At 31.2% G+C, this 14,699-nt stretch carries 11 protein-coding genes and 1 pseudogene; all 12 read left to right on the top strand.

Annotated elements, in window-relative coordinates; genetic code table 11:
• The first annotated feature begins 64 nt into the window (after positions 1–64).
• The 12 genes and pseudogenes from JBL43_RS00550 (at position 65) to JBL43_RS00495 (ending at position 14,678) form a co-directional block, all read left to right on the top strand.
• Complete coding sequence (locus tag JBL43_RS00550) at positions 65–1,276, top strand: HD domain-containing protein (RefSeq protein WP_233098640.1); 1,212 nt, start codon at positions 65–67, stop codon at positions 1,274–1,276.
• Between the two features lie 69 nt (positions 1,277–1,345).
• On the top strand, positions 1,346–2,389 hold the full coding sequence (lpxD, locus tag JBL43_RS00545; protein ID WP_198839551.1) for a UDP-3-O-(3-hydroxymyristoyl)glucosamine N-acyltransferase: 1,044 nt from the start codon (positions 1,346–1,348) through the stop codon (positions 2,387–2,389).
• Positions 2,379–3,773, top strand: coding sequence for a bifunctional UDP-3-O-[3-hydroxymyristoyl] N-acetylglucosamine deacetylase/3-hydroxyacyl-ACP dehydratase (locus JBL43_RS00540; protein WP_198839550.1), 1,395 nt, complete (start codon positions 2,379–2,381; stop codon positions 3,771–3,773). Before lpxD ends, JBL43_RS00540 begins: the two co-directional genes overlap by 11 nt.
• A gap of 2 nt (positions 3,774–3,775) precedes the next feature.
• Positions 3,776–4,561, top strand: a complete 786-nt coding sequence (gene lpxA, locus JBL43_RS00535) for an acyl-ACP--UDP-N-acetylglucosamine O-acyltransferase (protein ID WP_117882714.1) — start codon at positions 3,776–3,778, stop codon at positions 4,559–4,561.
• 8 nt (positions 4,562–4,569) lie between these two features.
• Positions 4,570–5,139, top strand: a complete 570-nt coding sequence (gene efp / locus JBL43_RS00530) for an elongation factor P (protein WP_198839549.1) — start codon at positions 4,570–4,572, stop codon at positions 5,137–5,139.
• 5 nt (positions 5,140–5,144) lie between these two features.
• Positions 5,145–5,738, top strand: a complete 594-nt coding sequence (locus tag JBL43_RS00525) for a hypothetical protein (protein ID WP_198839548.1) — start codon at positions 5,145–5,147, stop codon at positions 5,736–5,738.
• Between the two features lie 9 nt (positions 5,739–5,747).
• A complete protein-coding gene (locus JBL43_RS00520; RefSeq protein WP_198839547.1) occupies positions 5,748–6,683 on the top strand; it encodes a UDP-3-O-(3-hydroxymyristoyl)glucosamine N-acyltransferase in 936 nt (311 codons plus the stop codon).
• A 93-nt stretch (positions 6,684–6,776) separates the two neighbouring features.
• Positions 6,777–7,655: a succinate--CoA ligase subunit alpha gene (sucD, locus tag JBL43_RS00515; protein WP_198839546.1), complete on the top strand. Its 879-nt coding sequence runs from the start codon at positions 6,777–6,779 to the stop codon at positions 7,653–7,655.
• A gap of 182 nt (positions 7,656–7,837) precedes the next feature.
• Positions 7,838–10,805 (top strand): annotated as a pseudogene (locus JBL43_RS00510) (M16 family metallopeptidase).
• 105 nt (positions 10,806–10,910) lie between these two features.
• Positions 10,911–11,657 carry a 3-oxoacyl-[acyl-carrier-protein] reductase gene (fabG, locus tag JBL43_RS00505; RefSeq protein ID WP_198839545.1) on the top strand — a complete coding sequence of 249 codons (747 nt, stop codon included), beginning with the start codon at positions 10,911–10,913 and terminating at the stop codon, positions 11,655–11,657.
• A gap of 62 nt (positions 11,658–11,719) precedes the next feature.
• Positions 11,720–13,747 (top strand): VWA domain-containing protein, encoded by a 2,028-nt coding sequence (locus JBL43_RS00500; protein WP_198839544.1) that lies wholly within the window; start codon positions 11,720–11,722, stop codon positions 13,745–13,747.
• Entirely contained in the window at positions 13,734–14,678 is a 945-nt protein-coding gene (locus JBL43_RS00495; RefSeq protein ID WP_198839543.1) for a hypothetical protein, read from the top strand. The genes JBL43_RS00500 and JBL43_RS00495 overlap by 14 nt, the downstream gene beginning before the upstream one ends.
• The last annotated feature ends 21 nt before the right edge of the window (positions 14,679–14,699 follow it).

Raw genomic sequence — 14,699 nt, 5'->3', positions numbered from 1 at the left:
TCCTTTTATATAATGATTAAATATTAAACGTCTATTTTTGTGTTGTAATTTTAAAAAAATTCAATTGAACAAATTTAAAATTTTTAACGACCCAATTTACGGATTTATAAACATTCCGAGTGAATTAATTTTTGATATTATTGAACATCCTTATTTTCAGAGGTTAAGACGGATTTCTCAAATGGGTTTGTCATCTTATGTTTATCCCGGGGCACATCATACGCGTTTTGAACATGCTATAGGAGCAATGCACTTGATGGATAAAACGATAACTATATTAAAAAATAAAGCTATTGCCATTTCTAAAGAGGAAGAAGAGGCACTTCTAATTGCCATTTTATTGCACGATATTGGTCATGGTCCTTTTTCTCATACCTTAGAGCATAGTTTGGTAACAAGTATTAAGCACGAAGACATTTCTATAATTTTTATGGAGAAACTCAATTATGAGTTTCAAGGAAAGTTGAGTTTAGCTATTAAAATATTTAAAGGAAATTACCATAGAAAATTTTTACATCAGTTAATTTCTAGTCAGCTAGATGTCGATAGATTGGACTATTTAAAACGCGATAGTTTTTATACAGGAGTAACAGAAGGGAATATCAATTCTGAAAGAATAATCTCTATGTTAACCGTTGTAGATGATAATTTGGTTGTAGAAGAAAAAGGCATTTATTCAGTAGAAAAATTTATAGTAGCTAGACGTTTAATGTATTGGATGGTTTATTTACATAAGACAAGTTTAGTTGCTGATTACTTGTTGGTTAAAATATTAAAAAGAGCTAAGAGTTTAATTTTAAACGGTACAATTTTACCCTGTAGCAAGCCGTTAAAGTTTTTTTTAGAGGCTGATGAAAATATGAAATTTGATGAAAGTAAACTTAACTACTTTTCACAGATTGATGACTACGATGTAATTATGGCTTTAAAGGAATGGAGAGGTAATGAAGATTTCATTTTATCATCTTTATGTACTTCAATTTTGGATAGAAAATTACCCAAAATTATCATTCAAGATGATGAATTTTCTGAGGAACAACTTCAGCTTATAAAAGAAAAAGTTACATTAGTGAGTACATCTGGTACATGTGAAAAACATTATTTTACAGATACAGGTATCATTAAAAATCAAGCTTATTATTTACATCACGATTCTATAAGTATTTTGTATAAAAATGGGCAAATAAAAGATTTGACAGATGCTTCTGACCATATGAATTTATTGGCGTTAACCAAGCCGGTAATTAAACATTTTGTCTATTACCCCAAATCGTAGTTTTGTATTAAACTGAAAACATAATTTATATTTAGCATATCGTTAATCTTTTTTTATATTTTTGCAACAATGAAATTTACAGCACAGCAAATCTCAGAAATACTTCATGGGGAGATAAAAGGTAATCCTTTAGTTGAAGTTTATAAACTTTCAAAAATAGAAGAGGGGGGTAAAGGGTCGTTGACTTTTTTGTCAAATCCTAAATATACTTCATTTTTATATTCAACAAATGCATCGATAGCTATAGTAAATAAGAGTTTTGTGCCTGAAAAGGATATAAACGCAACTTTAATTATGGTTGAAGATTCTTATAAAGCTTTTTCAAAATTATTAGAGTTTTACAATCAGGTAAAATTGAATAAAACAGGTATTGAAAGACCAAATTTTATTAGTGATTCTGCCAAACTAGGTAAAGAGGTATATATAGGTGCGTTTGCTTATATAGGTAATAATGTGGTTATAGAAGACTATGTCAAAATTTATCCCAATGTATTTATAGGTGATAATGTTACTATAGGAGAAGGAAGTATGCTATTTGCTGGTTCAAAGATTAACTCTGAAACTGTAATTGGTAAACATTGTATTATTCATCCTGGAGTAGTCATAGGTTGTGATGGATTCGGTTTTGCCCCAGATGCGAAGGGTGTGTACAGTAAAATTCCACAAACAGGTAATGTAATTCTTGAAGATAACGTTGAAATAGGCTCTGGGAGTACTATTGATAGAGCGACTTTAGGATCAACAATTATAAGAAACGGAGTGAAGTTAGACAATCAAATTCAGATTGCTCACAATGTAGAAATTGATGAGAACACTGTAATTGCAGCTCAAACAGGGATTGCGGGTTCTACTAAAATTGGAAAAAATTGTAAAATTGGAGGGCAAGTAGGTATCGTTGGGCATCTTAAAATAGGTGATAACGTGAGTATACAAGCTCAGTCAGGCATTGGTAGAAATTTAAAAGATAACGAAGTAGTACAAGGAAGTCCTGCATTACCCTATGCAGACTATAATAAATCTTATGTACATTTTAAAAATCTATCTAAATTAATGGATAGAATAGATGAGTTAGAAAAAATGTTAAATGCACAAAAAGAAATTAATGAGCAATAAACAAAAAACAATAAAAAAAGAGATTTCACTTTCAGGTGTAGGTCTTCATACTGGTAAACAGGTTAATTTAACGTTTAAACCTGCTCCAGAAAATTATGGTTTTGCTTTTACTAGAGTTGATTTAGAAGGAAGTCCTGTTATAGAAGCAAGAGCAGAATATGTTGTGGACACACAACGTGGTACAAACATTGAGAAAAATGGAGTGAAAATCCAAACAAGTGAGCATGTTTTAGCTGCAGTTGTTGGATTGGGAATTGATAATATTTGTATAGAATTAGATTCTCCAGAGCCACCTATAATGGATGGTTCTTCTTGGTTTTTTATTGAAGCGTTAGAAAAAGCAGGCTTACAAGAACAAGAGGCTGAAGTTGAAGAGTATATAGTAAAAGATATAGTTTCATATAAGGATGAAACTACAGGTAGTGAGATTATTTTAATGCCAGCAGATCATTATGAGGTTACTGCGATGGTTGATTTTGGGACTAAGGTTTTAGGAACTCAAAATGCAACTTTAAAGAAAATAACGGACTTTAAAGCGGAGATATCTTCTGCAAGAACTTTTAGTTTCTTACATGAAATTGAAATGTTATTAGATAACAATTTAATTAAAGGAGGCGATTTAAATAATGCTATTGTCTATGTTGATAATGAAATTTCTCCTGAAACAATGGAAAAATTAAGAAAGGCATTTAATAAAGAAGCAATAGCTATTAAACCTAATGGAATTCTTGATAATTTGACCTTACATTATCCAAATGAAGCCGCAAGACATAAACTTTTAGACGTCATAGGCGATTTAGCTTTGGTTGGTGTAAAAATAAGAGGTAAGGTTATAGCAAACAAACCAGGGCATGGCGTAAATACCCAGTTTGCTAAGAAACTATCAAAAATTATTAAAATTGAAAAACGAAATAATGTTCCTAAATTTGATCTAAATGAGCCGCCTTTGATGGATATTCATCAAATAATGGATATTTTACCTCATAGGCCACCATTTTTATTAATAGATAGGATTTTAGAATTGACTGATAAAACAGTAGTTGGTGTAAAGAATGTTACAATGAATGAGCATTTTTTTGTGGGACATTTTCCGGGAGCACCAGTAATGCCAGGAGTGTTACAAATTGAGGCTATGGCTCAAACAGGTGGTATTTTAGTGTTAAGCACAGTGCCTGATCCTGAGAACTATTTAACATATTTCATGAAAATGGATAATGTTAAATTCAAACGAAAAGTATTACCAGGAGATACACTTATATTTAAAGCAGAACTAATTTCACCAATACGAAGAGGTATTTGCCATATGCAAGCCTATGGATATGCTAATAATAAATTAGTAGTAGAAGCACAACTTATGGCACAAATTGTAAAAAGAACGGAGTAATTATGAACCAACCACTCGCTTATATTCATCCAGGGGCTAAAATTGCCAAAAATGTTGTTGTAGAACCTTTTACAACTATTCATAATAATGTTACAATTGGTTCCGGAACATGGATTGGTTCAAATGTCACTATTATGGAAGGAGCCAGAATTGGAAAAAATTGTAATATTTTTCCAGGTTCAGTAATCTCTGCAATTCCACAAGATTTAAAGTATCAAGGAGAGGAAACTACCGTAGTTATTGGTGACAATACTACAATTAGAGAATGTGCTACCATTAATAAAGGTACATCTGATAGAATGAAAACGGTTATAGGTGAAAATTGTTTAATTATGGCATATTGCCATATTGCTCATGATTGTTTGATCGGCGATAACTGTATCTTTTCTAATAATTCTACATTAGCAGGTCATGTTACTATAGGTGATAATGTGATATTGGCAGGGTTGGTTGCAGTACATCAATTTGTTTCTGTTGGTCAACATGCTTTTGTTACTGGTGGATCGTTAGTTCGTAAAGACGTTCCTCCTTTTGTAAAGGCAGCAAGAGAACCTCTTTCTTATGTTGGTATAAATTCTGTAGGACTACGTCGAAGAGGTTTTAGTTCAGAAAAAATTAGAGAAATTCAGAATATTTATAGAATATTATATCAAAAAAATTATAATAATTCGCAAGGGGCTCAAATTATTGAGGCAGAAATGGAAGCAACCCCAGAAAGAGATGAGATTCTTCAATTTATAAGAGATTCTCAACGTGGAATTATGAAGGGATATTTTAGTAATAATTAATAAAATTTATGGCAACTACATCAGATATAAAAAAAGGATTATGTATCGTATATAATAATGATACTTTTAAAATAACAGAATTTCAACACGTAAAACCAGGTAAAGGCCCTGCTTTTGTGCGAACTAAAATGAAAAGTTTAACCACTGGAAGAACGTTGGATAACACCTTTTCTGCTGGACATAAAATAGAAGAAGTACGTGTAGAAACGCGTAAATATCAATATCTATATAGAGAGGGAGATACTACATATCATTTTATGAACAATGATGATTATTCTCAAATTGCTCTTCAAAAAGATATTTTAGACAGTCCCGATTTGATGAAAGAAGGAGAAACAGTAACAATTGTAGTTCGTGCAGAAGATGAATTACCACTTTCAGTAGAGATGCCAGCAAGTGTTATATTAGAGGTTACTCAAACAGAACCTGGTGTGAAAGGTAATACGGCTACCAATGCTACAAAACCAGCAACTGTAGAGACCGGAGCAAGTGTAAACGTTCCTTTATTTATTAATGAAGGAGACAAAATAAAAATTGAAACAGATAAAGGTACCTATCAAGAAAGAGTGACGAATTAAGAAGCATGAAGAAATTAGTTGTCGTTTTTATATTATTGAGTTTGTTTTCTTGTAAAGAGATAATAAAAGGCGTTGTCAATGCAGGTTCAAATGCTACAGTAGAAAAATTAGACCCTTCTGAATATAATGAGGTCGTAACTGATAGTTTGTTCGAATTATCTTTACCAAGTTACATGAAGACGTTAAGTAATTTGAATGATGATGCTTCTTTGCAATACGCCAATATATTTAAGGAAACGTATACGATTGTTATTTACGAAAATAAGCAAGACTTCATTGATTCTTTTAAGGAGTATAATGAGTATGATGAAGCCATACCTTTTATTGATAATTATAGCAGAGCTCAAACAAATTTTATTACAGAGGGCTTGACAAATAAACAAGTCATTCCTTATAATTTGACAGAAATTGGAGGTTTAGATGCAAGACAGATTATGATGAAGGGAAGTTTGGATGGTCAAGATATTGGGTATGTTATGGGATATGTTGAAGGTAAAGAAAATGTATATATGATTATGACATGGACTTTATTAGAGAAACTGAATAAATATGAGGAAACCTTTGAAGGTATAATAGGTTCTTTTAAACTGATGAATTAAATTTTTCACATGAAATTCTCTAAAACTTATACTTTAAAAGAAATATCACAAATCATTAATAGTGAGTTTGTTGGTGATTCTAATTTTCCTATTTTAGGAATGAATGAAATTCATGTTGTTGAAGAAGGTGACATTGTATTTGTAGACCATCCTAAATATTATGATAAGGCATTAAATTCTGCGGCATCCGTAGTTTTAATTAATAAAAATGTCGCTTGTCCAGAAGGAAAAGCGTTATTGATATCTGACGATCCTTTTCGCGACTTCAGTAAGCTTGCCAAATATTTTAATCCTTTTCAAAAAGCAGATAAAGCTATTTCAGAAACGGCAGTAATAGGTGAGGGAACAATTATTCAACCGAATGTGTTTTTAGGTAATAATGTAATAATTGGTAAAAACTGCCTTATCCATCCCAATGTTGTCATTTATGACGGTTGTACTATTGGTAATAACGTTACTATACATGCGGGTACTATTTTGGGTTCAGATGCATTTTATTATAAAAATAGGGAAACGGGATTTGATAAATTAATATCCTGTGGAAGTATAATTATTGAAGATAATGTAGATATTGGAGCTTCATGTACCATTGATAGAGGGGTTACAGGTAATACACATATCAAGGAAGGAACAAAAATTGATAATCAGGTTCAAATTGCACATGACACTGTAATTGGAAAAAAGTGTTTGATAGCTTCGCATGTTGGTATAGCAGGTTGTACTGTTTTAGAAGATGAAGTTACCTTATGGGGCCAAGTAGGTGTTATTAGTGGAATTACTATAGGGAAGAAAGCAATTGTTTATGCACAATCTGGTGTGGGCGGAGATTTAGAAGGTGGTAAATCTTATTTTGGATCACCATGTGACGAGGCAAGGAAGAAATACAGAGAATTGGCAGGAATAAGGTTGTTACCCGAACTAATTAGTAAAGTAAATAATATTTAATCCTAATAATTTTTTAAAGTTAGTTGTAAGAATTACTTTTGTGTTAAAGAATTTGAAGCAATTGATATAATAATTAATAACCAATAACTAAAAATGAGCGTTTTAGTAAATAAAGATTCAAAAGTAATTGTCCAAGGATTTACAGGTAGTGAGGGTACATTTCATGCTACTCAAATGATAGAATATGGTACCAATGTAGTTGGTGGTGTAACTCCAGGTAAAGGAGGGCAAAAACATTTAGATAGACCTGTTTATAATACAGTTTCAGAAGCAGTCGCAAAAGCAAATGCTGATACCAGTATCATTTTTGTACCGCCAGCTTTTGCTGCGGACGCAATTATGGAAGCTGCCGAAGCGGGAATAAAAGTAATTATTTGTATTACGGAAGGAATTCCTGTTGCAGATATGGTAAAAGTAAAGGCGTATATCCAAGATAGAGATTGTAGATTAATTGGCCCTAACTGTCCAGGTGTTATAACTCCAGGTGAAGCTAAAGTAGGTATTATGCCAGGCTTTGTGTTTAAAAAAGGTAAAGTAGGTATTATATCTAAATCAGGTACTTTAACTTATGAGGCAGCAGATCAAGTTGTAAAACAAGGTTTAGGTATTACAACAGCAATTGGTATAGGTGGAGATCCAATTATTGGTACAACAACTAAAGAGGCAGTTGAATTATTGATGAATGATGATGAAACTGAATGTATAGTTATGATTGGTGAAATTGGAGGTCAATTAGAAGCTGATGCTGCGAGATGGATTAAAGCAGATGGTAATAGAAAGCCGGTAATCGGATTTATTGCAGGGCAAACTGCTCCTAAAGGAAGAACTATGGGGCACGCAGGTGCTATTGTTGGAGGAAGTGATGATACTGCTCAAGCTAAAATGAAAATTTTGGCAGAAAATGGTATTCACGTTGTGGATTCTCCAGCTGAAATTGGATTAAAAGTTGCGGAAGTTTTAGGAGTGCTCTAAAATTATTCCAGTTAAAATATATAAAAGCCTGTTTGAATATCTCAAACAGGCTTTTTTTATGATTTTTTATAAATTGTGACACGTAAATCGTTAAAATTAGGCTGTTTATGTTAAATTTTTAATTCTAATTAATACTATTGAGTATATTTGGGAAACACATTCAACAAACTAAAATTTTTAAAATGAGAAGAATACATCTTTTATTTATGTTTGCTTTTTTAACTGTATTAATTGGTTGTAAAGGTAATTCAAGTGAAAAAGGCGATTATACTGCTGAAAAACAAACGGATGCCAACAATTTTAATTACGAAACAGTTAGTAACGATCCGACTGGGTTACGCTTATATACCTTAGAAAATGGATTAAAAGTTTATTTAAGTAAAAATACAGACGAACCTAAAATACAAACGTACATTGCGGTAAGAGCGGGTTCAAATTATGACCCCAAAGAGACTACAGGCTTAGCTCATTATCTAGAGCATATGCTGTTTAAAGGAACAGAAGAGTTTGGAACGGCTGATTGGAAAACAGAACAAGAATATTTATCTCAAATTTCAGATTTATATGAGGAGCATAAAGCTGAAACGGACGCTGATAAGAAAAAGGACGTTTATAGGAAAATTGATAGTGTTTCTTTAGGAAGCTTCAAAATTTGCGATAGCGAATGAATATGATAAGATGACTGCTTCTATTGGTGCACAAGGTACAAATGCACATACTTGGTTTGAGGAAACGGTCTATCATAATAAAATTCCTTCTAATGAGTTGAATAAATGGTTAAACTTAGAAGGAGAGCGATTCAGTCAATTGGTGTTGCGTTTATTTCATACAGAACTTGAAGCTGTTTTCGAAGAGTTTAATAGAGGTCAAGATAATGATTATAGAAAAGTTTATGCATCCATGTTAAAGGGATTGTTTCCAAATCATCCTTATGGTCAACAATCGACTATTGGAACGGCAGAGCATTTAAAAAATCCTTCCATGATTGCTATTCACAACTATTTTAATACGTATTATGTCCCAAATAATATGGCATTGATATTGGTTGGTGATATAGATTTTGAAGAAACGATTAAAAATGTTAATAAGACTTTTGGGAAATTAGAAAATAAAGAGGTTACTCATCCCACTTTACCTAAAGAAGACCCTATAACTTCTCCTATTGTTAATGAAGTGTTTGGGCCAACATCAGAAAGTGTTTCTGTAGCCTTTCGATCTCAAGGAGTAGGAACCGAAGAGGAGAAATTAATGACGCTTGCCGATATGATTTTGGCAAACGGAGAAGCAGGTTTAATTGACTTAAACTTAAATCAAAAACAGGCTGTTCAAAATGCAAGTTGTTCACCAACTTTTTTAAATGATTATGGCTATCATTCATTTACAGGTAGCCCTAAAGAAGGGCAGACATTAGATGAAGTAAAAGATTTACTTTTAGAACAAATTGAAAAATTAAAAAAAGGTGAATTCGAAGAATGGATGATTGAGGCTGTGGTAAATGATTTAAAATTAAGTAGAACAAGGCAATACGAAAATAATAGTGCATTAGCTTCAATGTACTATGATGCTTTTATACATCATGAAGATTGGGCTAACAAAGTAAAGTTTTTAGACGATCTTAAAAAGATTTCAAAGCAACAATTGGTTGATTTTGCAAATAATTTCTATACTAATAATTATGTGCTTACTTATAAGCGTAAAGGTGAAGATAAGTCAATTGTAAAAGTTGAAAACCCTGGTATTACACCTATAGAAGTAAATAGAGATATGCAATCTGATTATGTAAAGCAATTTAATACTGAAGTATCACAGGATTTAAAACCAAGATTTGTCGATTACAAAAATGAAATAAAACATACATCCCTATCCAGTGGAATAAATGTTGATTACGTAGAGAACAAAAATAATGACCTTTTTGACTTGAATATTATTTTTGATATGGGAAGTGATAGTAATAAACAATTGTCATTAGCTGTTGGTTATTTAGATTTTTTAGGAACGGAGAAGTTGTCACCAGAAAATCTTAAAAAAGAATTTTATAAACTTGGAGTATCTTACGGAGTACAAGCACAAGGGGATAAATCTTATGTTTATATATCAGGATTAAATGAAAACCTAGATAAAGGTTTAGGTTTGTTAGAAGACTTATGGGATCATTCAGAAGCGAATGAAGAAACGTATAAGAAGTATGTAGAAAAGATATTAAAAGATAGGGTAGATAGTAAAACTCAAAAAGGAAATATCCTATGGAATGGATTGTACAGCTACGCTAAGTATGGTGAAAATTCTCGTTTAAGAAATATATACACAGCTGAGGAGTTGTATGCAATTAGTCCAACGGATTTGGTAAACTTATTAAAAGACTTAAAAAATTATAAGCAACGTGTATTTTATTATGGTAAAGATGTAGATGCTACTGTTGTAGCCATGAATACCGCTCATATCGTACCTGAAAATTTGAAAGAGTATCCAAAACCCATTGAGTACGTTGAAAAAGAAACAGGAGACCAAGTCTATTTTACAGATTATGATATGGTACAATCTGAATTGATTTTTCTTTCTAAAGGAAAGCAGTTTGATCCAAAAGAATTGGCCTTATCCAGGGTTTTTAATTCTTACTTTGGCAGTGGTTTGTCGTCTATTGTTTTTCAAGAAATTAGAGAATCTAAATCATTAGCTTATTCTGCTTTTGCAGCATATTCAGATGCAAACAAAAAAGGTGATTCTAATTATATTTATGGTTATGTAGGTACGCAAGCGAATAAGTTGCCTCAAGCGGTTGATGCTATGTTAGAATTAATGAATAATATGCCAGAAGCAGATAAGCAGTTTAATTCCGCTAAAGAAGCTGTGTTAAAACAAATTGCAGCGGAACGTATTACCAAATCTAATATTTTTTGGAGCTACGAAAGATTAAAGAATAGAGGTTTAGATTATGATAATAGAGAGGAAATTTATAATGAAGTACAAAATATTACTTTAAAAGATTTGTCTAATTTCTTTAACACGAATATTAAAGGAAAGAAATATACCACATTGGTAATTGGTAATAAAAAAGATTTAAATGTAGAGGACTTGAAGAAGTTAGGTAAAGTTACAGAGCTTGATGTAGATTATTTATTTAATTATAAAATAACGCCTGTAAAGCAATAACAATATTTATTCTAAGAAAAACCATTGTCTAATCTATTTAGATGATGGTTTTTTTATTTCAAGCTAAAGTATTTTCTTATATTTGAATGTTATAAAAATATTTAAATGAAACTACTAGAAAATAAAACTACATTAATTACAGGAGCCTCACGAGGTATAGGAAAAGGTATCGCTGAAGTTTTTGCAAAACAAGGTTCTAATATAGCGTTTACGTACAACGCTTCAGTTGAAGCTGCCAATGCATTAGAGAAGGAATTACAATCTTATGGTGTAAAAGCTAAAGGTTTTCAGTCAAATGCTGCAAACTTTGATGCCGCTCAACAATTAGCCGCTGATGTTATTAGTGAGTTTGGTACTATAGATGTCTTAATAAATAATGCAGGTATTACTAAAGATAATCTCTTGCTACGTATCTCTGAAGAAGATTTCGATAAAGTAATTGAAGTAAACCTAAAGTCAGTTTTTAATTTGACTAAGGCAGTTATAAAGCCTATGATGAAGAAGCGTTCGGGGTCAATTATAAACATGAGTTCTGTCGTTGGAGTAAAAGGTAATGCGGGACAATCAAATTACGCAGCATCAAAAGCAGGAATTTTAGGTTTTACAAAGTCCGTTGCTCTTGAATTAGGTTCTAGAAATATACGTTGTAATGCTATAGCTCCAGGGTTTATTGAAACAGAAATGACAGCAGCGTTACCGGAAGAGACTGTAAAGGGATGGAGAGAAGGTATTCCATTGAAACGTGGAGGAACGCCAGAAGATATTGCTAATGCATGTGTCTTTTTAGCTTCTGATATGTCTAGTTACATCACAGGTCAAACGTTGAATGTTGATGGCGGAATGCTAACATAAGTGGCGTTTTAATTACATTAATAGCATATTCAATACTTTTAAATAACTAATAATTAAAATCGGTGTCATCAAACACTATTTTTTTAATACTTCTAGCCGCCATCATTGCTTTAATGATGGCTTTTTTTCAGTATTATTATAAGAACAAAGATCGCAGTAGAACTAATATTGTATTAACCTTTTTGCGATTCTTATCTGTTTTTTCTTTGTTGGTTCTATTGATAAATCCAAAGATTAAATCGAATGTAATCGAAAATGTTCAACCTGTATTAAATGTGTTGGTAGATAATTCTACTTCTATAGCATATGCCAAGGCAGAAGAAAAAGTGGCATCATTTGTTTCTGAAATTAAAGGGAACAAGGCTCTTAACGAAAAGTTTGATATTAATTTTTATGCCTTTTCAGATATATTAAAAGAGCAAGATAGTTTTGCTTTTAATATTTCGGAAACGAATATCGTAAAGCCGTTGCAAGAGCTTCAAGCACTGCATAAGGAAATTGTTGCCCCAACTATTTTAATTACCGATGGAAATCAAACACAAGGATCAAATTACGCCTATTATAAGGCGAAACACCCTATTTATTCCGTAGTGGTTGGTGACACTTTGCAATACGATGATTTAAAAATCACTCAGGTAAATGTAAATTCATACGCTAATCTTAATAATAATTTCCCTGTAGAGATTTTTGTCAATTATGATGGAAGTGAAAATGTAAAACAAAACTTTACAGTATCGCAAAATGGTAAGGTGATTTTTAGAAAAGTATTAAATTTTTCTAGTGAGAATTCTTCTCAGAAAGTTCAATTTAATTTAGGAGCCAACCATATAGGAATACAGAATTATAGGTGTGCCATATCACCCCTAAATAATGAAAAAAATACAATTAATAATAATAAAAATTTTAGCTTAGAAGTTGTAAATGAGCAAGCTAAAATTTTAGTTTTAAGTGCTGTTAATCATCCAGATATAGGTATGATAAGTAGGTCTATATCTTCTAACAAACAGCATGAGGTTGTTGTAGAAAATAATCTAAATAAAAATATTCAATACAAAGACTATCAATTAATTATATTATATCAACCAAACAATAAGTTTAAAAAAATATTTAAAGATATTGAAGCAGTTAAAGCCAATGTTTTTGTAATAACAGGTGCAGCAACTCAATGGAATTTTTTAAATAGTGCTCAACCTTTTTTTACAAAAAAATATGTGTCAAAAATAGAAAGTTTTGTACCTATTTTTAATGAAAATTATGATGAATTTATTAATGAAGATATTCAGTTTGCAGACCTAACGCCGTTGAAAGGATATTTTGGAGAACTGAAATTTAAAGTACCACATAAAACAATTCTTTTTCAACGTATTTCAAATTTTGAAACTAAAAACCCTTTATTGGCAACGTATTCTTTAGATGATAGAAGAGGGGCAATATTATTAGGTAGTGATATCTGGAAATGGAGAATGCAAAAACATGTGGAGGATAATTCATTTAAGAAGTTTGATAATTTCTTTAATAAGTTAGTCCAATATTTATCATCAACAAGAAAATATGATCGATTAGAGATTGAGTACGCTCCTTTTTATTATGCAAATCAAGATGTCGTTATTAAAGCTCAATATTTTGATGCTACCTATGTTTTTGACAAAGAGGGAAGTTTAGTTTTAACGGCAACCAATAAGGCTACAAAAGAAACTGCTAAAATACCATTTACGTTAATGGGGAATCATTATGAAGTATTATTTAAAGATTTAAGACCAGGTGATTATAGCTTTTCTGTACAAACAGAGGATAAAAGTAGCATTAAATATGGTAGTTTTTTAATTTTACCATTCGATATTGAACAGCAGTTATCAACCGCTAATACAAAAGATTTAAAACTTTTGGCAACTTCTTCAGGTGGTGATTTTACACATATAGATAAATATGAAAAATTGTTTGATAAATTGACGAGTGACCATAGGTATAAAATTATTCAGAAAAGTAAAGAGAAAATACAATCATTAATTGATTGGCAATGGCTGTTGGCACTGACGTTATTGAGTTTAAGTTTAGAGTGGTTTATAAGAAAATATTATGGAAAAATTTAAACAATTCCAATTCTCGTTGAGTATACTATTTATTTTGTTTTTTTATAATTCAGTTCATTCCCAGCAGAAAGAATCTTTAGAAATTAAATTATGGCAACAGGTTTTAGATACCTATGATCTTGAGGGGTATAATGGCAAGATTGAAAACTTTATAGATAATAAAGGATGGCAAGAGTGGGAGGAATGGTCAGATAAAATGAATTCCAATGTGTTGATTAATGATACTAAGAATGGCTATTTAGAAATTAATAGATTCTATTTGAAAGCTGTCGTTGGGGCATATAAAGACAAAAATAATGAATATACGTTGTTGAAAAATATGGTAAATCGTTATTTCAATAGAAGCTTATCTTCAAATCGTAATTTGAATCAGGTTTTGCCAAATAATTTCGGTATTAAGGATTTTCTTCCAGAGCTTTCCAGTATTCCATTATTAAAGTATAGTTGCTTTTATATAGAAGCAATGATTCCACAAAAAGGTACTGAGACACAATTGAATCTTAAATTAATTCCACTGGGTTTATTTAAAAAGGGAGACTTATTAACGTATAGTTTTTTGGAAAATAATGATGATAATGTTTTTCTGCATAGTTTTATTAATACTATGGTTAAAAAGATAAAAAACAAAGAGACGTTACCCTATTTGCTTGAAAAAAAATTTAAAGATATAAGTAAATCAGATTTTAAAATTATTGAAGAATTTATTTCAAAGGATGATCAATTTGAAAATATGGATGCTGTAAGTGAGGTTTTGAAACACTTATATGATATTTACAGCTTAAGCTCAATAATAACTTTTAAAAGTGTTATTTTGGATTGGAATACGAAAGAAGGTCGTTTTATTATAAAAGATAAGGTGCATTATTATAATGAGATAATTCCATTTAAATCATTTTTGGAAAATTCGGAATATTATTATGCAGCTCAATAAGCTCGATTTTGCATCTTTCAC

It is taken from the genome of Aureibaculum flavum (genome assembly GCF_016406085.1).
GTDB classification, from domain to species: Bacteria; Bacteroidota; Bacteroidia; order Flavobacteriales; family Flavobacteriaceae; genus Aureibaculum; species Aureibaculum flavum.
The sequence above is the reverse complement of the archived record's forward strand: the minus strand, read 5'-3'. Positions and strand labels throughout refer to the sequence as shown.

Excerpts from the sequence above, each read along its gene's own strand:
- JBL43_RS00495 (WP_198839543.1), top strand. The coding sequence starts at position 13,734 with ATGGAAAAATTTAAACAATTCCAATTCTCGTTGAGTATACTATTTATT.
- fabG (WP_198839545.1), top strand. The coding sequence starts at position 10,911 with ATGAAACTACTAGAAAATAAAACTACATTAATTACAGGAGCCTCACGA.
- JBL43_RS00520 (WP_198839547.1), top strand. The coding sequence starts at position 5,748 with ATGAAATTCTCTAAAACTTATACTTTAAAAGAAATATCACAAATCATT.
- JBL43_RS00540 (WP_198839550.1), top strand. The coding sequence starts at position 2,379 with ATGAGCAATAAACAAAAAACAATAAAAAAAGAGATTTCACTTTCAGGT.
- efp (WP_198839549.1), top strand. The coding sequence starts at position 4,570 with ATGGCAACTACATCAGATATAAAAAAAGGATTATGTATCGTATATAAT.
- lpxA (WP_117882714.1), top strand. The coding sequence starts at position 3,776 with ATGAACCAACCACTCGCTTATATTCATCCAGGGGCTAAAATTGCCAAA.
- sucD (WP_198839546.1), top strand. The coding sequence starts at position 6,777 with ATGAGCGTTTTAGTAAATAAAGATTCAAAAGTAATTGTCCAAGGATTT.
- JBL43_RS00525 (WP_198839548.1), top strand. The coding sequence starts at position 5,145 with ATGAAGAAATTAGTTGTCGTTTTTATATTATTGAGTTTGTTTTCTTGT.
- lpxD (WP_198839551.1), top strand. The coding sequence starts at position 1,346 with ATGAAATTTACAGCACAGCAAATCTCAGAAATACTTCATGGGGAGATA.